16 protein-coding genes are annotated in these 20,599 nt (G+C 68.7%); 9 read left to right on the top strand and 7 right to left on the bottom strand.

All coding sequences use genetic code 11. The annotated features are described in order from the left end of the window. Positions 1-3: 3 nt before the first annotated feature. The 3 genes from uvrC to uvrA all read right to left on the bottom strand — a co-directional run bounded on the left by uvrC (position 4) and on the right by uvrA (position 5,829). Positions 4-2,001, bottom strand: a complete 1,998-nt coding sequence (uvrC, locus tag DFJ65_RS10350) for an excinuclease ABC subunit UvrC (RefSeq protein WP_115922954.1) — start codon at positions 1,999-2,001, stop codon at positions 4-6. 83 nt (positions 2,002-2,084) lie between these two features. Next, entirely contained in the window at positions 2,085-2,594 is a 510-nt protein-coding gene (locus DFJ65_RS10345; RefSeq protein ID WP_115922953.1) for a Rieske (2Fe-2S) protein, read from the bottom strand. 109 nt (positions 2,595-2,703) lie between these two features. After that, positions 2,704-5,829, bottom strand: a complete 3,126-nt coding sequence (gene uvrA / locus DFJ65_RS10340) for an excinuclease ABC subunit UvrA (RefSeq protein WP_245950170.1) — start codon at positions 5,827-5,829, stop codon at positions 2,704-2,706. Positions 5,830-5,968: 139 nt separating this feature from the next. Between uvrA and DFJ65_RS10335 the strand changes: the two genes are divergently transcribed. The 4 genes from DFJ65_RS10335 (at position 5,969) to DFJ65_RS10320 (ending at position 10,199) form a co-directional block, all read left to right on the top strand. Beyond that, positions 5,969-7,813 carry a glycoside hydrolase family 15 protein gene (locus DFJ65_RS10335; RefSeq protein WP_115922951.1) on the top strand — a complete coding sequence of 615 codons (1,845 nt, stop codon included), beginning with the start codon at positions 5,969-5,971 and terminating at the stop codon, positions 7,811-7,813. Between the two features lie 121 nt (positions 7,814-7,934). After that, positions 7,935-8,597, top strand: coding sequence for an MBL fold metallo-hydrolase (locus DFJ65_RS10330; protein WP_115922950.1), 663 nt, complete (start codon positions 7,935-7,937; stop codon positions 8,595-8,597). 7 nt (positions 8,598-8,604) lie between these two features. Beyond that, on the top strand, positions 8,605-9,324 hold the full coding sequence (locus DFJ65_RS10325; protein WP_147301372.1) for a C40 family peptidase: 720 nt from the start codon (positions 8,605-8,607) through the stop codon (positions 9,322-9,324). After that, positions 9,321-10,199: an EamA family transporter gene (locus DFJ65_RS10320; protein ID WP_245950169.1), complete on the top strand. Its 879-nt coding sequence runs from the start codon at positions 9,321-9,323 to the stop codon at positions 10,197-10,199. The genes DFJ65_RS10325 and DFJ65_RS10320 overlap by 4 nt, the downstream gene beginning before the upstream one ends. A 27-nt stretch (positions 10,200-10,226) precedes the next feature. On the opposite strand, the gene DFJ65_RS10315 is transcribed toward DFJ65_RS10320, so the two are convergent. Then, positions 10,227-10,577: a DUF3817 domain-containing protein gene (locus tag DFJ65_RS10315; RefSeq protein WP_245950168.1), complete on the bottom strand. Its 351-nt coding sequence runs from the start codon at positions 10,575-10,577 to the stop codon at positions 10,227-10,229. Positions 10,578-10,630: 53 nt separating this feature from the next. After that, on the bottom strand, positions 10,631-12,733 hold the full coding sequence (gene uvrB / locus DFJ65_RS10310; RefSeq protein ID WP_115922948.1) for an excinuclease ABC subunit UvrB: 2,103 nt from the start codon (positions 12,731-12,733) through the stop codon (positions 10,631-10,633). A gap of 181 nt (positions 12,734-12,914) precedes the next feature. On the opposite strand from uvrB, the gene DFJ65_RS10305 reads away from it, so the two are divergent. Further along, positions 12,915-14,267, top strand: a complete 1,353-nt coding sequence (locus tag DFJ65_RS10305; protein ID WP_115922947.1) for a cation:proton antiporter — start codon at positions 12,915-12,917, stop codon at positions 14,265-14,267. 5 nt (positions 14,268-14,272) lie between these two features. Beyond that, a complete protein-coding gene (locus DFJ65_RS17810) occupies positions 14,273-14,716 on the top strand; it encodes a hypothetical protein (RefSeq protein WP_211308415.1) in 444 nt (147 codons plus the stop codon). A 99-nt stretch (positions 14,717-14,815) separates the two neighbouring features. Here DFJ65_RS17810 and coaE read toward each other — a convergent pair whose 3' ends face one another. Beyond that, the gene (gene coaE, locus DFJ65_RS10295; RefSeq protein ID WP_115922946.1) at positions 14,816-16,039 is read right to left on the bottom strand and encodes a dephospho-CoA kinase; all 1,224 of its coding nucleotides are present in this window, start codon (positions 16,037-16,039) and stop codon (positions 14,816-14,818) included. A gap of 46 nt (positions 16,040-16,085) precedes the next feature. Between coaE and DFJ65_RS10290 the strand changes: the two genes are divergently transcribed. Both DFJ65_RS10290 and DFJ65_RS10285 read left to right on the top strand, forming a co-directional pair. Then, a complete protein-coding gene (locus tag DFJ65_RS10290; RefSeq protein ID WP_245950167.1) occupies positions 16,086-16,970 on the top strand; it encodes a DNA-3-methyladenine glycosylase family protein in 885 nt (294 codons plus the stop codon). Positions 16,971-16,998: 28 nt separating this feature from the next. Beyond that, positions 16,999-17,748, top strand: a complete 750-nt coding sequence (locus tag DFJ65_RS10285) for an SDR family NAD(P)-dependent oxidoreductase (RefSeq protein ID WP_115922945.1) — start codon at positions 16,999-17,001, stop codon at positions 17,746-17,748. Positions 17,749-18,113: 365 nt separating this feature from the next. Here the strand turns inward: DFJ65_RS10285 and rpsA are convergent, their stop codons facing one another. After that, entirely contained in the window at positions 18,114-19,568 is a 1,455-nt protein-coding gene (gene rpsA / locus DFJ65_RS10280; RefSeq protein ID WP_115922944.1) for a 30S ribosomal protein S1, read from the bottom strand. A gap of 175 nt (positions 19,569-19,743) precedes the next feature. Between rpsA and DFJ65_RS10275 the strand changes: the two genes are divergently transcribed. Next, a complete protein-coding gene (locus DFJ65_RS10275; RefSeq protein WP_115922943.1) occupies positions 19,744-20,574 on the top strand; it encodes a class I SAM-dependent methyltransferase in 831 nt (276 codons plus the stop codon). The last annotated feature ends 25 nt before the right edge of the window (positions 20,575-20,599 follow it).

Here is a 20,599-nt window from a genome sequence, read left to right as displayed (position 1 = left end):
TCCCTACTCCAGAACCTCTCCCGTGGTCAGGTTGACCGCGGGTGCAGCATCATCTTGGCCCAGATGCGTGCGGATCGCCTCCGCAAGCGACGGACCGATGCCGTCGACTTCGCGGATCTCCTCGGCGGTCGCGGCCCGCACCTTCTTGACCGAGCCGAAATGCTTCAGCAACGCCTTGCGCTTCACCTCGCCCAAGCCGGGGATGCCGTCGAGGGCCGACACGGTCATCGACTTGCTGCGCCGCTGGCGGTGGAAGCTGATCGCGAACCGGTGTGCCTCGTCACGTACCCGCTGCAGCAGGTAGAGACCCTCGCTGGTGCGCGGCAGGATGACCGGGAAGTCGTCGCCGTCGACCCAGACCTCCTCCAGCCGCTTCGCGAGGCCGACCACCGGGATGTCGTCGATGCCTAGCTCGCGCAACGCCCGGGTGGCCGCACTGACCTGCGGCTTGCCGCCGTCGACGACGACAAGTTGCGGCGGGTAGGCGAACCGGCGCGGCTTTCCGGTGGTCTCGTCGATCGGTCCGGACGTGGGCGCGTCGTCGTCCAAGTCGTCGAGTTCGACGTCTCCGGCGTTCTCCCGTTCGGCGAGATACCGGCGGAAACGCCGGGTGAGCACCTCGTCCATGGCGGCGGTGTCGTCGAGACGCAGCTCGCCCGACTCGGTGCGGGTGCCGCGCACCCCGAACTTGCGGTACTCCGACTTGCGCGGCAGTCCGTCCTCGAAGACCACCATGCTGGCGACGACGTTGGTGCCCTGGACGTGGCTGACGTCGTAACACTCGATGCGCAACGGTGCCTGCGGCAGGTCGAGATACTCCTGGAGTTCCTGCAGGGCCTGACTGCGCGCGGTGAGGTCGCCGGCGCGGGCCACTTTGTGCCGGGCCAGCGACTGGGTCGCGTTGCGGGTGACCGTCTCCATCAGGGTCTTCTTGTCGCCCCGCTGCGGCACCCGCAACGACACCTGCGCGCCGCGTCGTTCGGTGAGCCATTCGGCCATCGAGTCGACATCGGCGGGCAGCACCGGCACCAGCACCTCGCGCGGCACGCCTTGCCCCGACTCCTCGCCGTAGACCTGCTGTAGCAGCCGCTCGATCACCTCGGCCAGAGCGAGGTCGCCCTCGGCCTCCTTGTCGACGACCCAGCCGCGCTGGCCGCGCACCCGTCCGCCGCGCACGTGGAACACCTGCACGGCCGCCTCGAGGTCGTCGTCGGCGACGCCGAACACGTCGGTGTCGGTCTTGTCGCCCAGCACAACCGCGCTGTGCTCCAACGACTTTCGCAACGCGACGATGTCGTCGCGCCGGCGGGCGGCGGTCTCGTAGTCGAGTTCGGCCGAAGCCTGCTTCATCTGCTGCTCGAGCCGCTTCACGAACCGGCCGGTGTTGCCGTCCATGAAGTCGCAGAACTCCTCGGCGATCTCGCGGTGCTCCTCGGCCGACACATTGCCGACGCACGGCGCCGAGCACTTCTCGATGTAGCCGAGCAGGCAGGGGCGCCCCACCTGACCGGCCCGCTTGAAGACGCCTCCGCTGCACGTGCGCACCGGAAAGACCCGCAACAACTGGTCGAGCGTCTCCCGGATCGCCCAGGCGTGCGCGTAGGGGCCGAAGTAGCGGGTGCCCTTGCGCTTCGCGCCGCGCATCACCTGCGCGCGGGGAAACTCCTCGCCCATCGTGACGGCGAGGTAGGGATAAGACTTGTCGTCGCGGTACTTGACGTTGAAGCGCGGGTCGAACTCCTTGATCCAGGAGTACTCGAGTTGCAGCGCCTCGACCTCGTTGCGCACGACGGTCCATTCGACGGACGCGCCGGTGAGCACCATCGTGCGGGTGCGCGGATGGAGCGCGGTGATGTCCTGGAAGTAGGACGAAAGCCGGCTGCGCAGCGACTTGGCCTTGCCGACGTAGATGACCCGGCCGTCCTTGTCGCGGAAACGGTAGACCCCCGGGTCTACCGGGATGTCTCCTGGTTTCGGACGGTAGGTCGACGGGTCAGCCACAGCTCAAGCCTATGCATCGCCACCGACAGCATCGCCACCGACAAGGGCAAGCCGTCGGGTCAGTGGCCGGCTCAGCGGCAGACTCAGGAGACGATGAGGTTCGCGCCGTCGACCGCGACCTTCTTTTCCGACAACGGCTTGTCGGCCGGGCCGTTGACGACAGAGCCGTCGGACAGCGAGAACGCGCTGCCGTGACACGTGCACACCGCGGCATCGCCGTCGATGCGGGTGATCGGGCAGGACTCGTGGGTGCAGATGGAACTGAACGCCTTGAACTGCCCGGCCTCCGGCTGGCTGACCACGATCTTCTTGTCGGCGTCGATGTAGCCGCTGCCGACCGGCACCTTCGCGGTCGGGATGCTGTCGCCGGAGACCTCCGCCGACACCGACGACGACACCGACGACGCTGCCGACGACGCGCTCCCGGCGGCCTGCGAGGCCCCGGAACTGGCGGACGAGCCGAGGTCGGACGCGCTGGTCTTGGCCGCGTCGACGTCGTCCTTGCTGCAGGCGGCGAGACCGCCCGCAGCGGCGACGACGCCGAGTCCACGAAGCACGCTGCGGCGGTCGGTGGGTCGTTTCTGGTCGCTCATGACAGGCCTTCCGCTAGGACGTTGATCCGGCAACCATCGTCGCAGAGTGACCCCCGGAAGGCGTCCGGGTGGTCGCTAGGAGTTTGCTGAGGAGTGCGCTGCCGGCCGATCACTTCTTCGGTGCGGCCGCCTTCGTGGCCGCCCGCTTGGTCGCGCTCTTGGCCGGACTCTTGGCCGGACTCTTGGCCGGACTCTTCGCGGCACTCTTCGCCGCACTCTTGGCAGTGGGCGCACTGGCGGTGGCCCGTTTCGCGGCGCCGCCTCCGGCCTTCGCCGCCACGGTCGGTGCGGTCGGCGCCGTCCGTGCACCCTTGCCCCGCGCCTGCGACGGACGCGGCTTGCCGGCCGCCTCCAGCAGCGGCCGCAGGAAGCGTCCGGTGTGGCTCGCCTCGACGGCGGCGACGTCTTCGGGGGTGCCTTCGGCGACGACCGTGCCGCCACGGAACCCGCCCTCGGGACCCATGTCGACCAGCCAGTCGGCCGACTTGATGACGTCGAGGTTGTGCTCGATGACGACGACCGTGTTGCCCTTGTCGACCAGGCCCTGCAGCACGCCGAGCAACTTGCGGATGTCTTCGAAGTGCAGCCCCGTCGTGGGCTCGTCGAGCACGTAGATCGTGCGACCGGTCGAACGCTTCTGCAGCTCGGAGGCGAGCTTCACCCGCTGGGCCTCACCACCGGAGAGCGTCGGCGCGGGCTGACCGAGCCGGACGTAGCCCAGACCGACGTCGACGAGGGTGTTCATGTGCCGCGCGATCGCCGGCACCGCGGCGAAGAAGCCCTTCGCCTCCTCGATCGGCATGTCGAGCACCTCGGCGATCGTCTTGCCCTTGAAGTGCACCTCGAGCGTCTCGCGGTTGTAGCGCGCTCCGTGGCAGACCTCGCACGGCACGTAGACGTCGGGCAGGAAGTTCATCTCGATCTTGATCGTGCCGTCGCCGGCGCACGCCTCGCAGCGACCGCCCTTGACGTTGAACGAGAACCGGCCCGGTTGGTAACCGCGGATCTTCGCCTCGGTGGTCTCGGCGAACAGCTTGCGGATGTTGTCGAAGACGCCGGTGTAGGTGGCCGGGTTGCTGCGCGGGGTGCGCCCGATCGGGCTCTGGTCGACGTGCACCACCTTGTCGAGTTGGTCGAGACCTTCGACCGTGCGGTGCCGGCCGGGCACGTGCCGCGCACCGTTGAGCTGGTTGGCCAGCACGTTGTAGAGGATGTCGTTGACCAAGGTCGACTTGCCCGAGCCGGAGACGCCCGTGACGGCGACGAGATTGCCGAGCGGGATCGCGACGTCGACGTTCTGCAGGTTGTGCTCCCGCGCGCCGCGCACCACGATCTGCCGGCCGTCCTGCGGACGGCGTACCGCCGGCGTCTCGATCTGCCGACGTCCGGCGAGGTAGTCGCCGGTGATCGACCGGGTGTTGGCCAGCAGGTCCTTCACCGGGCCCGCGTGCACCACTTCACCGCCGTGCTCCCCCGCGCCCGGGCCGATGTCGATCACCCAGTCGGCCGTCGCGATGGTGTCTTCGTCGTGTTCGACGACGATCAACGTGTTGCCGAGGTCGCGCAGCCGGGTGAGGGTCTCGATCAACCGGTGGTTGTCGCGCTGGTGCAGCCCGATCGACGGCTCGTCGAGCACGTAGAGCACGCCGACCAGACCCGACCCGATCTGCGTCGCGAGCCGAATCCGTTGTGCCTCACCGCCACTCAGAGTCGCGGCCGGACGGTCGAGGGACAGGTAGTCGAGGCCGACATCGAGCAGGAAGCCGAGCCGGGCGTTGATCTCCTTGATCACCTGCTCGGCGATCTGCCGCTCGCGCGGGGTGAAGTCGACCCCGGGCAGGAAGGTGGCGGCTTCGGAGATCGGCAGCGCGGAGACCTCTGCGATCGACTTGCCGCCGACGGTGACCGCGAGGGTCTCGGGCTTGAGCCGCGACCCCTTACAGGTGGGACACGGCACCTCGCGCATGTAGCCCTCGTACTTCTCCCGGCTCCAGTCGGAGTCGGTCTCCGAGTGGCGCCGCTTGATGAACGGCACCACCCCCTCGAAGCCGGTGGTGTAGCTGCGCTCGCGCCCGTAGCGGTTCTTGAACCGCACGTGCACCTTGTAGTTCTGGCCGTACAGGAGCGCTTCCTTGGCCCGTTCGGGCAGCGCGCGCCAGGGGGTGTCGAGCGAGAACCCGAGGTCGGCGCCGAGGGCACCGATCACCCGGGTGAAGTAGTCACTGGAGGTGCCACCGGTCGTCCACGGCAGGATGGCGCCGTCGACGATCGACTTGTCCTCGTCGGGCACGAGGAGGTCGGGGTCGACCTCGAGCTCGGTGCCGAGACCGGCACACACCGGGCACGCACCGAACGGGCTGTTGAACGAGAACGACCGCGGCTCGATCTCGTCCATCGCCAGCGGGTGGTTGTTGGGGCAGGCCATCTTCTCGGAGAAGCGGCGCTCCCGTTCGGGGTCGCCGGCTTCCTTGTCGACGAACTCGATGAGCACGATGCCACCGGCGAGGCCGAGCGCGGTCTCGATCGAGTCGGTCAGCCGCTGCTTGCCCGACCGGTCTTCAGGCCCCTTGGCCACCAGCCGGTCGACGACGACGTCGATCGAGTGCTTCTTCTGCTTCGCCAGCGTGGGCGGTTCACTGAGGGTGACGACCTCGCCGTCGACCCGGGCACGCGAGTAGCCCTTGGTCTGCAGCTCGCCGAACAGGTCGACGTATTCACCCTTGCGTTCGCGCACGACGGGTGCGAGCACCTGGAACCGGGTGCGGTCGGGCAACTGCATCAGCTGGTCGACGATCTGCTGCGGGGTCTGCCGGCCGACCGGCTCACCGCAGATCGGGCAGTGCGGACGACCTGCGCGCGCGTAGAGCAGACGCAGGTAGTCGTAGACCTCGGTGATCGTGCCGACCGTCGAGCGCGGGTTGCGGTTGGTCGACTTCTGGTCGATCGACACCGCCGGCGACAGGCCCTCGATGAAGTCGACGTCGGGCTTGTCCATCTGTCCGAGGAACTGGCGGGCATAGGCCGACAGCGACTCGACGTAACGCCGCTGGCCCTCGGCGAAGATCGTGTCGAACGCCAGCGACGACTTGCCCGAGCCGGACAGCCCGGTGAACACGACGAGGCTGTCGCGCGGCAGGTCGACGCTGATGTTCTTGAGGTTGTGTTCGCGCGCGCCGCTGATCCGCAGGTGGTCGCGGGCGGTCGAGGGTGCGGTGGACGGGGTCTGGGCAGGCACGTCCGCAATGCTAGGCGCGCCCACCGACAACCTCCGATTCGGTGAGCTCCGGTGGCCACCGAGCGTGCCCGAAATCACCCTTCGGGGTGCTGCCGCGACCATCCCGCACGGCCGCTGCGCTGACCGTTACGCTGGCGCGATGCTCGAGGACATTCACGACGAGGTGCGCCGCGCCGCCGAACCCGAGACCACCCCGATCGAGGATTACGCCGTCATCGGCGACACGGAGACGGCCGCGCTGGTCAGTCGGTTCGGGTCGATCGACTGGCTGTGCCTCCCCCGGTTCGACAGCGCGTCATGCTTCACCAACCTGTTGGGTCGTCCCGAGCACGGGCGGTGGCTGCTGCGTCCGTTTGCGGAGGCGGAGACGACCCGGCGATACGTGGGCAACACCTCGATCCTGGAGACCACGCACCGCACCGCCACCGGCGCCGTGAAGGTGACCGACCTGATGCCCTTGGGCATGGAACGGGCCGACCTCGTGCGCATCGTCGACTGTGTCGAGGGCGAGGTCGAGATGCAGCACGAGTGGATCGTGCGGTTCAACTACGGCCGCACCCGGCCGTGGGTGACGCACCTGGAGCGGGCCGACGACGAACCCGAGGCGCTGACCGCCATCGCCGGCCCCGACATGTTGGTGCTGCGCAGTTCGCGCTCGCCGCACGCCGAGGACGGAACCCACCGCGACCGCTGGACCATGAAGGCCGGGGACCGCGAGGAGTTCACGATGAACTGGTTCGCGTCGTGGAAACCGGTGCCGCCACCGACAGATGTCGAGCGGCGCGTGGCGAGGACCTTCGAGACCTCCCAGGCGTGGGCCGCCCAGTGCACCTATCGCGGGCCGTACGAGGACGCCGTCGTGCGCTCGCTGCTGGTGCTGCGGTTGCTCACCGACACCCGACGCGGCGGCATCGTCGCCGCCCCGACGACGAGCCTGCCCGAGGACTTCGGCGGGGTGCGCAACTGGGACTACCGCTACTGCTGGTTGCGGGACGCAGCGCTCACTCTCGAGGCGCTGCTCGGTGCCGGTTTCGTCGAGGCGACCGATCTGTGGCGTGACTGGCTGATCCGTGCGATCGCCGGTGACCCCGAGGACATGCAGATCATGTATGCCGTCGACGGCGGTCGGGATCTGCCCGAACGCGAACTCGACCACCTGCCCGGCTACGCCGGATCCAAGCCCGTGCGCATCGGCAACGGCGCGGTCGACCAGCGCCAGACCGACGTGCTCGGCGAGGTGATGATCGCCTTGCAGGACGCCCGGGCGATGGGGCTGTCCGACTCCGACCGCGGCTGGGCGATCCAGCGTGCGCTGGTGGAGGAACTCGCCGAGCACTGGACCGAGCCCGACAACGGACTCTGGGAGATCCGCGGGCCGCTGCGCCATTTCACCCACTCCCGGGTGATGGTGTGGGCGGCGTTCGATCGTGCGATCCGCGCGGTCGAGGAGCACGGCGCCGAGGGCCCGCTCGAACGCTGGCGGGAGATCCGCGACCAGGTGCGCGCCGAGATCCTCGAGAAGGGTTTCAACCAAGAGATCAACTCGTTCGTGCAGCACTACGACACGACCGAGGTCGACGCCAGCCTGCTGCTGATCCCGCTGGTGAAGTTCCTTCCCGGCGACGACCCCCGCGTGCTCGGCACCATCGAGCGCATCGAGCACGACCTCATGCGCGACGGGTTGCTGCTGCGCTACCGCACCGAGGCGGGCGTCGACGGTCTGCCGGGCGACGAGCACCCGTTCCTCGCGTGCTCGTTCTGGCTGGTCTCGGCCTACGCCCGCGCCGGGCGCGTCGACGACGGCCACCGGCTGATGCAGCGCCTGGTCGCCCTGTGCAACGACGTCGGGCTGCTCGCCGAGGAGTACGACGTCGAGAACAACCGGATGGTCGGCAACTTCCCGCAGGCCTTCAGCCACCTCACCCTCGTCGGCGCGGCCGTCGAACTGGCTGCGGCCGAGGCGGACCGGCCCGGCACCGACTGATCGGACGTAGGGTGGTGCGGTCGGTTTGGGGTACGAACCGGCACCGATCAAGACCGAATCGACACAGGGTGCGCTCCGCGACGCGAGTGCACGGCGACCGTAGGACAGACGAAGGACATCGATGACCACGTACGACGGCAAGGTGCAGCCGGGCGGCGATGCTCAGACGCGGGATGTCGGCAACGCCCGCATCCACAAGCGCAGCGTCGGCTCCATGAGCAACAACGCCTACCTGATCGAGTCGGACGGGCAGGCGCTACTGATCGACGCGGCGGCCGATTGGCCGAAACTGCAGGAGATGGTCGAGGCGTCCGGGGCGCAGGTCGTGGCGATCGCGACCACCCACCGCCACCACGACCACGTGGGAGCGCTCGCCGAGGCCGTCGCGCACCTGGGCGCGCCGACGTACGCCGGTGCCGACGACGCCGACGCGATCGACGTCCCCACCGCCACGCTCCTGCACGACGGTGACACGCTGACGGTCGGCGACCTGGTCGTCACCGCCACCCACCTGCGCGGTCACACCCCCGGTTCGGTCGCGTTGTCGTTCCGCGACGCCGACGGAACCGATCACCTCTTCTCCGGCGACTCGCTCTTCCCCGGCGGCGTCGGCGCCACGAATCACTATGACTACCAGTCGTTCCCCCAGCTGATCGCAGACGTCGAGGAGCGCTTGTTCGGCCGCTTCGACGATTCGACCTGGGTCTACCCCGGTCACGGCGACGACACCACCATCGGCACCGAGCGTCCGGCCCTGCCGGAGTGGCACGCCCGTGGTTGGTGAGGCATGGGTGTCGGTGCCCGTCACCGGCTTGTGGCGCGCGCCCGACCGCACCCGCAGCGTCGACGAAGCCTTCCTGCGTGATCGACCTGACCACGGCGAGTGGTTGCGGGGGATGGACGCCGCGACCGACCGCGAGCAGGACGGACGGCTCGGGCTGTACGACCGTCTCGACTCCGAGTTGAGCTGCTGTGAACCGGTGGTGGTGCAGGAGTCGGTCGAGGGTTGGTCGCGGGTCAGCTGCCCGCTGCAGCCGGCCGCGTCCGCCGAGGGCGGCTACGCCGGCTACCGGGGCTGGGTGCGCAGCGCGCACCTCGCGTCGACCCGCCCCGAACACGCCGTCACTGTCGGCGACGGGTCCTTGGACGCCGCGGAGTTCGTCGACCGTGCCCGCCGGCACCTCGGGTTGCCGTACCTGTGGGGCGGCCTCACCGAGGAAGGGCTGGACTGCTCCGGGCTGGTGCACCATGCCGCGCGTGAACTGGGTGTCGTGCTGCCGCGGGACGCCCACGATCAGCACACCGCCGCGCGCAGCATTGCAGCCGGTGAGGAGCGGTTCGGTGACCTGTACTTCTTCGCGCACCCGGGCGAGACGGTGCACCACGTCGGCATCGTGATCTCCCCGGGGACCATGCTGCACGCCCCGGAGTCGGGCGCGCAGGTAGTGGAGGAACCTCTCGGGGAAAGCCGTCGACGCACCCTCGTCGGGGCGGGACGCTTCACCTCTTGACCGCAGGCTCGCTCGAGCGGATTCCCGCTCCGGCACTCGTGCTCGCGGCCGTCGTCTCGGTGCAATTCGGTGGTGCGCTCGCCGCCACCCTCGTGCCGGCCGTCGGCGCGGCGGGTTCGGTCGCACTCCGACTGACGATCTCGGCGATCGTGATTGCTGCCGTCGTGCGTCCGCGCCTGCGTGGTCGCACGCGGGCCGACTGGGGCACGGTGATCCTCTACGCCGGCTCGTTGGCGGCGATGAACCTCAGCTTCTACGAGAGCTTGACCCGGCTGCCCATCGGTGTCGCGGTGACGATCGAGTTCATCGGCCCGCTGACCTTGTCCGCGGTGTTGTCGCGGCGGCTGCGTGATTTCGTCGCGGTGCTGGCGGCGGCGGTCGGTGTGCTGCTGATCTCCGAGGCCTTGTCGACGCCCTGGGCCGACCTCGACCACACCGGCATGTTCTTCGCCTTGCTCGCCGGAGTCTTCTGGGCGGCCTACATCGTGACCGGCGGCCACACCGCGCGACGGTTCGAACAACTCGACGGACTGGCGATCGCGTTGCTGTTGGGTGCTGCCTTGCTGGTGCCGGTCGGCGCGTTCACCGCCGGCAGCAAACTGCTCGAGCCCGAGATCCTCGCCAAGGGTTTCGGGGTGGCGATGCTGTCGTCACTGATCGCGTACAGCCTCGAACTCGTCGCGCTGCGCCGGATCAGCGCGTCGGTGTTCGGGGTGTTGCTCAGCCTCGAGCCGGCGGTCGCCGCGTTGGCGGGTCTGATCGTGCTCGACCAGACTTTGGGGCCGGTTCAGTTGGTCGGCATGGCCCTGGTGGTCGCGGCCAGCGCCATCATCATGGGGTCGAAGCAACCGAAGGAGCCGGTCGTCACCGACTGAGCCCTCGACTGGGAGTTTCGACGGAACTCAGCGGGTGGGCCGGGCGCTGTGCGACAGGATGCCGGCGCGCTCGGCGTGCTTCTCGAACCACAGGGTCATCAGCGGCGGGATGCTCGACACGAGGCCGAGCACGGTCTGCTTGCCGGTCCACTTGTGCGCCGCGGCCGCCCAGAGGGTCGAGATGACGTAGAACATGAACAGCGTGCCGTGGATCGGACCCATGATCTGCACGCCCTTCTCGGTGGTGTCGAGCACCCATTTGAAGAACATCCCGATGAGCAGACCCAACCAGGACAGGGCTTCGAGCACGGCCGCCACCTTGAACACCTTGGCGGACGGGTGGACGGACGAGGGCGCGGTGATGGAGGGCTCGGACACGCCCCGACCCTACGAAACCGCGTCCGCCCACTGCTACAGCGGGTAGGAGTTCGTCAGCTGGTGGCGGCCGTCATCTGGCGCAGTTCCTTCTTGAGGTCGGACAGCTCGTCGCGCAATCGAGCCGCCAGTTCGAAGTGCAGGTCGGCGGCCGCCTGGTGCATCTGTTCGGTGAGCTCCTGGATGAGTTGCGCGAGTTCGGCAGCCGGCATGTTCTGGGTGCGTGACGCCCCGGCGACCTCGGCGTCACCGACGACCGTGCCGCGGCCGCGTCCCTTGCCGCGCGACTGGGTGCGACCGCTGCCGAGCAGGGCATCGGTGTCGGCGTCCTCGCGTTGGAGCATGTCGGTGATGTCGGCGATCTTCTTGCGCAGCGGCTGCGGGTCGACGCCGTTCTCCTTGTTGTAGGCCAACTGCTTCTCGCGTCTGCGCGCCGTCTCGTCGATGGCGTCCTGCATCGACGGGGTGATCTTGTCGGCGTACATGTGCACCTGCCCCGACACGTTGCGGGCGGCACGTCCGATCGTCTGGATCAGCGATCGGGTCGAGCGCAGGAAGCCCTCCTTGTCGGCGTCGAGGATGCTGACCAGCGACACCTCCGGGAGGTCGAGACCCTCCCGCAGCAGGTTGATACCGACCAACACGTCGAACTCGCCCAGCCGAAGCTCCCGCAGCAGCTCGACCCGGCGCAGCGTGTCGACCTCGGAGTGCAGGTAGCGCACCCGCACGTCCTTCTCCAGGAGGTAGTCGGTGAGGTCTTCGGCCATCTTCTTGGTGAGCGTCGTGACCAGCACGCGTTCGTCCTTGGCCGTGCGCTCGCGGATCTCGTGCAGCAGGTCGTCGATCTGGCCCTTGGTCGGCTTGAGCACGATCTCGGGATCGACCAGCCCGGTCGGGCGGATGACCTGCTCGACCACACCGTCGGACTTCGCGAGCTCGTAGTCGCCCGGGGTCGCCGACAGGTAGACCGTCTGACCGATCCGCTCGAGGAACTCCTCCCACTTCAGCGGACGGTTGTCCATCGCGCTGGGCAGTCGGAACCCGTGGTCGACGAGCATCCGCTTGCGGGACATGTCGCCCTCGAACATGGCGCCGATCTGCGGCACCGTCTGGTGGGACTCGTCGATGACCAGCAGGAAGTCTTCGGGGAAGTAGTCGAGCAGGGTGTTCGGCGCGGTGCCGGCGCTGCGCCCGTCGATGTGACGGGAGTAGTTCTCGATGCCCGAGCAGGAGCCGACCTGACGCATCATCTCGATGTCGTAGGTCGTGCGCATCCGCAGGCGCTGCGCCTCGAGCAACTTGCCCTGCTTCTCGAACTGCGCCAACCGCTGTTCGAGCTCCTTCTCGATGCCGGTGATCGCCCGCTCCATCCGCTGCGGACCGGCGACGTAGTGGGAGGCCGGGAAGACGTACATCTCGTCCTCCTCACGCATCACCTCACCCGACAGCGGGTGCAGGGTGTAGATGCGCTCGATCTCGTCGCCGAAGAACTCGATGCGGATCGCAAGCTCTTCGTAGACCGGGATGATCTCGACGGTGTCGCCGCGCACCCGGAAGGTGCCGCGGGTGAACGCGAGGTCGTTGCGGGTGTACTGCATCTGCACGAATCGGCGCAGCAGGTCGTCGCGGTCGAGTTGCTGCCCGACCTTCAGCGGCACCATCCGGTCGACGTACTCCTGGGGCGTGCCCAGGCCGTAGATGCACGACACCGAGGCCACCACGATCACGTCGCGGCGGGTCAACAGCGAGTTGGTGGCCGAGTGACGCAGCCGCTCGACCTCGTCGTTGATCGAGGAGTCCTTTTCGATGTAGGTGTCCGTCTGCGGGATGTAGGCCTCGGGTTGGTAGTAGTCGTAGTAGGAGACGAAGTACTCGACCGCGTTGTTGGGCAGCAGGTCGCGGAACTCCCCCGCCAACTGGGCGGCGAGCGTCTTGTTCGGCGCCATCACCAAGGTCGGTCGCTGCACTTGTTCGATCAGCCAGGCGGTCGTCGCCGACTTGCCGGTGCCGGTCGCCCCCAGCAGCACGATGTCCTGCTCCCCCGCCTTGATCCGCTTGGTGAGGTCGGCGATGGCCGTCGGCTGGTCGCCGCTCGGGGTGAATTCGGAGACCACCTCGAACGGGGCGACGCGGCGTTGCAGGTCAGTAGTCGGGCGCATGGGTCAACGGTACGACCGCGCACCGACAACCTCACGACGACGTCACTGCGACCGTCCGCCTGGCCGACGCGAGCGGCCGCCCGCAGCGACCCCGGGTTGGGATGTCGAACGGCAGCCGGTGCTGGGAGGATACGCGGGTGCGCATCTCCCCCTGCCTCCATCATCGGCACCGTCGGCACCGATGAGTCCCAACACCTACATCGCCGCGGCCTACCTCATCATCGGCGTCGCGCTCTTCGTCGGATTGCTCCTGCCGCGGCTCACTGAGAACCGCGCGGTCTCGGCACCCATCGTCCTGCTCTCGATCGGCCTGCTGGCCGGGCTGTTGCCGATGCCGAACGGGTTCAGCCTCGACCCGCTGCAGCACCCTGCACTCGCCGAGCAGCTCACGACGGTGACGATCATCGTGGCGCTCACCGGTGTCGGCATCGCGCTCGACCGCCCGTTGCACCGCACCCGCGCCGCCTGGCGCCGCTGGAACTCCACCTGGCGGCTGATCCTGGTGGCGATGCCGCTGGCGATCCTGGCCACTGCACTGCTCGGCTGGTGGCTGGCCGGGCTCGTGCCTGCGGCCGCGCTCGTGCTCGCCGGGTCACTGGCACCCACCGATCCGGTGCTCGCGTCCGACGTGCAGGTCGGCGGCCCCACGGTCGACGGCGACGGCGACGGCGAACAACACGACGACGAGCTGGACGAGCTGGACGAGCTGGACGAGGACGACGAGGTGCGTTTCGCGCTCACGTCCGAAGCCGGCCTCAACGACGGTGCGGCCTTCCCCTTCGTGGTGCTCGGCCTGAGCATGGTGGCCACCGGCACGCTCACCGCCGCGGACATCGCGTCCTGGATCGCCTGGGATCTCGTCGGGCGCACCGTGATCGGCGTCGCCGTCGGATGGGCCGTGGGCACCGTGCTCGGACGGTTGGCGTTCCGTGCGCCGCGCGGTCTGCGGTTCGCCGACCTGGGCGACCCGCTGCTGGTCGTCGTGGCGCCGCTGATCGCATACGGCCTCGGCGAGTTGCTGCACGGCTGGGCGTTCCTGTCGGTGTTCGTGTGTGCGCTGCAGATGCGCGCCGGCAACCCGACGCACGCCTACCACGACCACATGCACGGGGTGATCGAACGGCTCGAACACCTGCTGACGCTTTTGGTGCTGCTCCTGCTCGGCGCGGCACTCACCGACGGCATGCTGCGCGACCTCACCTGGGGCGGCGCGCTGGTCGCGGTGCTGCTGATCTTCGTGGTGCGCCCGCTCACCGGCTCGCTCGCCCTCTGGAATCGCACCACGGTCGATGTCGCGGGCGACGGCCGGCTCGGCCCGCGCGAACGGTTCGCCACCGCGTTCCTCGGGGTGCGCGGCATCGGCACGCTCTACTACCTGGCGTACGCGTCGTCGCACAGCAACCTGCCGCACGAGGCCGAACTCTGGTCGATCGGCGGGTTCACCGTCGCGTTGTCGGTGCTGGTGCACGGGGTGGTCGCCACCCCCATGGTGCGCTGGCTCGACCGCCGCCGCGACGAGTTGGCCGCGGGCTGATCACCATGACCGCCTGGGTGGTGAGCACGTTGTTGATGCCGATGAAGAAGGCCCAGTTGTACAGCAGGGCGGTGATGCTCATCGTCAACAGACCGCGGTGCTTGAGCGCCTTGAGCGGTGCGAACACCGAGGTGCGCCGGGCCGGCTTGGGCTGTTCCGGAACGAACAGCACGGTGGCCACCAGCGCGATCGCCATGAGCACCGAAACACCGAAGAACGGGCCGCCAGCTCATGTTGCCGAGCATGCCGCCGAGCAGCGGGCCGAACGCGATGCCGACGTCGAAGGCTGTTTCGTAGAGGATGATCGCGCTGGCGAGGCCGCCCGACGCGGAGGCCACGATCACGGCCAGCGAGGTGGCGATGAAGAGCGCATTGCCCAGGCCCCACCGCACACCGCGCTGGGTTGCCGGAACATGCTCGACGTCCCTGCGCTGGTATCTGAACCGTGACTCAACGTTGCCTCTCCTCGGGCATTTACTTAGGTTCTCTATATCTCATGAAGAGGCGATTTCCGGTAGTTCGACGTGCTTCGACTTCGGGTGCGGGAATCAGTGGGTCGAAGGGTTCGCCCACCCGGTGGCCCGGGCCCACTCGCGTGCACGCGGCAGCGCCTGTGCGAACCACGGTTCCTTCGCCTGCACGTAGTCCTGCTTGGTCTCCGGGCTGCCACCCGGGTGCGCGCGCGCGATCTCGCGTTTGACCGCGGCATAGGCATCGCGCTCGGCGTCGTGGGCGCGCAGCCAGTCACGGAACTGCAAGGCCACCTGCGCGGCCGGCCCGGACGCGGTGCGGACATGCAGGTGCGTGACCCTGGCCGGGTCGGCCCCGTTGGCGTAGAGCTTGCGCCACTGCTCGGGGTCGGGCGCCCACGGCTTGGGTTCGTCTTGATTGGGGCGCAGATCGACGAACCCGGCGGCACGCAACGCCTCGCGGAAGGTGGGAGTCTCGGCGATGCCGAGGTCGGACACCCGCACCTGGAGGTCGATGACGTCCTTCGCGGCCAGACCGGGCACCGACGTCGACCCGATGTGGTCGACCTCGACCTCGAATCCGGCCCGGCCGAGTTGGTGGACGAGGCGCCGGGAGAGGCGACGCCCCTGCGCAGCCCAGGTCGGGTCGGGTTCGGTGATGGTCACGGCGTCGGGCCGACGCACCGCCCGATCGGCCACCAGGTTGTCTGCGTAGGGTCGAATCCGGTTGTGCCACAAGGATGTCAACGATTCGGTGAGCTGCTCCGGGGTGCCGCTGTTGTCGAGCAGCACGTCGGCCGCCTCCCGGCGCTGGGCGTCGGTGGCCTGGGCGCCGATGCGGGCACGGGCATCGGCCTCGGCCATGCCGCGTTGTTCGACGAGCCGGGTCAGCCGCACCTCCTCGGGCACGTCGACGATGAGCATCAGGTGGTAACCGTCGGTCTGGCCGAGCTCGACCAACAGCGGCATGTCGTGCACGACGACCGCATCGGTGGGAGCCTGCGCGAACAGTTCCTGCGTGCGTTGCCCGATGAGTGGGTGGGTGATCGCCTCGAGCGCGCGGCGACGCTCGGGGTCGGCGAACACGACCGCACCGAGCGCCGGTCGGTCGAGGGACCCGTCGGGCTGCAACACCTCGGCGCCGAACTCCGCGCGAATGGCGGCCAACCCCGGCGTGCCCGGCTCGACCACCTCCCGCGCGATGAGGTCGGCGTCGACGATCACCGCGCCGAGCCCGGCGAGCACCTTCGACACCGTCGACTTGCCCGATCCGATTCCGCCGGTCAGCCCGATCCGCATCATGGCGCCGAATGTACCGGCCGCCCCCGACACCGGCGAGAATGCCCGGGTGACAACCCGATCCGACCTGCGGTTGCCGGTGCGCCCGCCGTTCGCGGCGACCGCCCTCGCGGCTGCATTGCGGGCGCACGCGGTGCCGGCGCTCGAGACTCAGGTCGACGGCGTCCATCGCCGCGTCGTCGCAGCGCCCGGTGGACCCGCCCTCGTCGAGGTCGACCTCCACCTCGATGACGACGCGTCCGAGGTGCCTGTGACGCTGCACCTCAGCGACCCTGCCGACGCACCACAACTGGTCGCGATCGTGCGCCGCTGGCTCGACCTCGACGCCGACCCGGTGCAGATCGACCGGGCCCTCTCCCTCGACCCTCGTCTCGCAGCCCTGGTCGCGGCGCGACCAGGGCTGCGGGTGGCCGGCGCGGTCGACCGCAGCGAGTGCGCACTGTTCACCGTGCTCGGTCAGCAGGTCACGCTGCGCGGCGCCCGCACCCTGCAGGCACGCTTCGTCGAGGCGTACGGCTCCCCCGTCGCCGCCGAACTTCCCGGCGGTCCGTGGACGCTCGCGCCGACGCCGCACACCGTCGCGTCCGTCGACGTCGACGAACTGCGGGCCACGATCGGGTTGACCGGTGCGCGGGCCCGCACGGTGCATGTGCTGGCGCAGGCGTTGGCCGACGGACTGCGGCTCGACCCGCAGGACCCCGTCGGCACCCGGGCCGCGTTGCTTGCGCTGCCCGGCATCGGGCCGTGGACGGCTGACTACCTCGCCCTTCGCGCGCTCGGCGACCGGGACGCGTTCACGCCCGGCGACGCCGTGCTGCGCCGGGCCCTGGACGGCGTCACACCGGCCGAGGCGCACCGCGCCTCGCAGGCGTGGCGGCCCTGGCGGGCCTACGCGCTGACCCACTTATGGACGGCCGAGGCGTACGCCCGATGACGGCACTCGGCGACCTACTCTTGACGCCATGACCCGACGCATCGTGATCACCGGCGGCGGCACCGGCATCGGCAAGGCCATCGCTCACCGGCTGCTGCGCGAAGACCCCGACCTCATCCTGGTCGGGCGCCGCGCGGAACCACTGGAGTCTGCCGCTGCCGAGCTGCGCGAGGGCGCGCCGACCGCGCGCATCGCGACCCGCACCTGCGACCTCACAGTGCCGGACGATGTGGAGCGGCTGGCCGCGGAACTGAAGACGGGGCGCCCGATCGACGTGTTGGTCGCGAACGCCGGCGGCAACTACGGTCTCGGGGCGAAGACGCTGCAGGAGACCGCCCAGGCGTGGCGGGCCGACTTCGACGGCAATGTGCTGTCGGCGGTGCTCATCACGCAGGCCCTGCTCGACCACATGCCGCGCCCGGGAGGTCGCATCATCGCGATGAGCTCCATTGCGGCACTGCGTGGTTCGGGTGCGTACGGCGCGGCCAAGGCCGCGGTCAACGCATGGGTGCTGAGCCTTGCCGGTGAACTCGCGGCCGACGGCATCACGGTCAATTCCGTCGCACCGGGGTTCGTACCCGGCACGCCGTTCTGGGCCGGCCGCATCGCCCGCGACCCCAGCATCGTCGAGGGCCGCATCGCGCCCATCCCGATGAAGCGGCCGGGCACCCCCGAAGAAGTCGCGGAGGCCGTCGCCTACCTGGCCTCCCCCAACTCCGGCTGGACGACCGGGCAGATTCTCCAGGTCAACGGCGGCACGCTCTTCGGCCGCGGCTGACACGACCCCGCCTCCCCCGAAAGTTTGCGCGACGCGCGACGCACGCGCACGAAGTTGCAACATCTCGCGAGCCCGCCTTTCCGAAAGTTTGCATGACCCGTGACGCACGCGCATGTGATGTCCTGAGACACCAACTGTCACCGATGTCCTGATGCAGAACTGTCACCGATGTCCTGAGACATCACACGGGACCCTCGCGCGCAAACCTGCAAACTTCCGCGGGCCCCGTGAGCCGAAAGTTCGCACGACACGCAACGCACGTGCACGAAACCGCAAACTTTCGCGAGAGTGAGCGAACGAGAAAGGCCCCGCCCACCGAAACGGTGGGCGGGGCCTTTCAGGCCGCTGTGCCGACGTCAGTCAGCTCAGTTGCCGGTGAGCTTCTCACGCAGCGCGGCCAGTGCCTCGTCCGAAGCGAGGGTGCCCTCGGCCGGAGCCGAGGTGGTCTCGCCACCGGAGGAGTACGAGGTCGGCGCGGTCGCAGCGGTGGCGACAGCCTCCGCGTCGGCCTTGCGGGCGGCCTCGATCTGGGCCTGGTGCGCTTCGTAGCGGGCGTGGGCGTCGGCGTACTGCGCCTCCCAGGCCTCGCGCTGGGTCTCGTAACCCTCGAGCCACTCGTTGGTCTCCGGGTCGAAGCCCTCGGGGTACTTGTAGTTGCCCTGGTCGTCGTACTCGGCGGCCATGCCGTACAGCGTCGGGTCGAAGTCGTTCGCACCGGCGGCGTCGTCGTTGGCCTGCTTGAGCGACAGCGAGATGCGGCGGCGCTCCAGGTCGACGTCGATGACCTTGACGAACAGCTCGGTGCCGACGGTGACGACCTGCTCCGGCAGCTCCACGTGGCGCTCGGCCAGCTCGGAGATGTGGACCAGACCCTCGATGCCATCCTCGACGCGCACGAACGCACCGAACGGAACGAGCTTGGTGACCTTACCCGGGACGACCTGACCGATCGCGTGGGTGCGGGCGAAGTGCTGCCACGGGTCTTCCTGGGTCGCCTTCAGCGACAGCGAGACGCGCTCGCGGTCCATGTCGACGTCGAGCACCTCGACGGTGACTTCCTGACCGACCTCGACAACCTCGGACGGGTGGTCGATGTGCTTCCAGGACAGTTCCGAGACGTGCACCAGACCGTCGACGCCACCGAGGTCGACGAACGCACCGAAGTTGACGATCGAGGACACGACGCCCGAGCGGACCTGGCCCTTCTGCAGTTCCTTGAGGAACGTGGTGCGCACCTCGGACTGGGTCTGCTCCAGCCAGGCGCGGCGCGACAGAACGACGTTGTTGCGGTTCTTGTCGAGCTCGATGATCTTGGCCTCGACCTCCTTGCCGACGTACGGCTGCAGGTCGCGGACACGACGCATCTCGACCAGCGAGGCGGGCAGGAAGCCGCGCAGGCCGATGTCGAGGATGAGGCCACCCTTGACGACCTCGATGACTGTACCGGTGACGACGCCGTCCTCTTCCTTGATCTTCTCGATCGTGCCCCAGGCGCGCTCGTACTGCGCACGCTTCTTGGACAGGATCAGACGGCCTTCCTTGTCCTCCTTCTGGAGAACGAGAGCCTCGACCTCATCGCCCACGGAAACGACCTCGGTCGGGTCGACGTCGTGCTTGATGGAGAGTTCGCGCGAGGGAATGACGCCCTCGGTCTTGTAACCGATGTCGAGGAGAACCTCGTCACGGTCGACCTTGACGATGACACCTTCGACGATGTCGCCGTCATTGAAGTGCTTGATCGTCGCGTCGATCGCGGCGAGCAGCTCCTCCTCGGATCCGATGTCGTTGATCGCGATCTGGGAGGTGGTGGCGGTAGTCATGTAGTAGGAAACCTTTGGTGGACGGTTGAGTTGGACAATAAGGACGTCCCGTCGAACCACCGGAATGACCGACGGGATACTGCGCACACGAAAGTGCCTCTTTATCCTACCCGCTGTGCAAGACGTGGGCAAAACCACTTTCGGACCCAAAACGTCCGATGAAAGGACTCGGATCATGGACGACTCGGCAACGCCCGGCGGCTCCTCGGCCGGGCGCGGGAAGAACCACCACGTCGACGACCGGGAGAGCTCCCGCGCACAGCGCGCGTGGTGGGACGGCGAGGCCCGCGACTACTACCTCGAGCACGGCGCGTTCCTCGGCGACGAACAACTGGTCTGGGGTCCGGAGGGCTGGACCGAGGAGGAGCTGCGGATCTTCGGCGATCGACGAGGGCTCGCCGGACGCGATGTGCTGGAGTTCGGAGCCGGCGCCGGTCAGGGCGCCCGGTGGATGGCGGCGCAGGGTGCCCGGGTGGTGGCGTCCGACATCTCCCTCGGCATGCTCGAGGTGGGCCGCGAGATCGACGAACGCGCGGGGCGCTCGCTGCCGATGGTGCAGGCCGACGCGGGCGTGCTGCCCTTCGCCGACGACACTTTCGACATCGCGTTCTCCGCATACGGCGCCGTGCCCTTCATCGCCGACACCGCATCGTTGATGCGCGAACTCGCGCGGGTGCTGCGCCCCGGCGGACGCCTCGCCTTCTCGACCACCCACCCGTTCCGGTGGGCGTTCCCCGACGTGCCGGACAAGTCGGGCCTGGTGGCGCAGTACGACTACTTCGACACGACACCGTACGTGGAGCGGTCGGGTGACCTCGTCACGTACGTCGAGCATCACCGCACCTTCGGCGGTCGCATCCGGGAGATGGTCGCCGCCGGCCTCACCGTCGAGGACGTCGTGGAGCCGACCTGGCCCGACCACAACAAGTCGGACTGGGGCGGCTGGAGTCCGACCCGCGGCAAGGTCATCCCGGGCACCGCGATATATCTCGCGACGAAGCCCTGACCGCGGCGCGGTCAGGGCTTCGTCG

It is taken from the genome of Calidifontibacter indicus (assembly GCF_003386865.1).
Taxonomy (GTDB): Bacteria; Actinomycetota; Actinomycetes; order Actinomycetales; family Dermatophilaceae; genus Yimella; species Yimella indica.
Note: the sequence above shows the minus strand (reverse complement) of the source record. Positions and strands in the feature narration are given on the sequence as shown.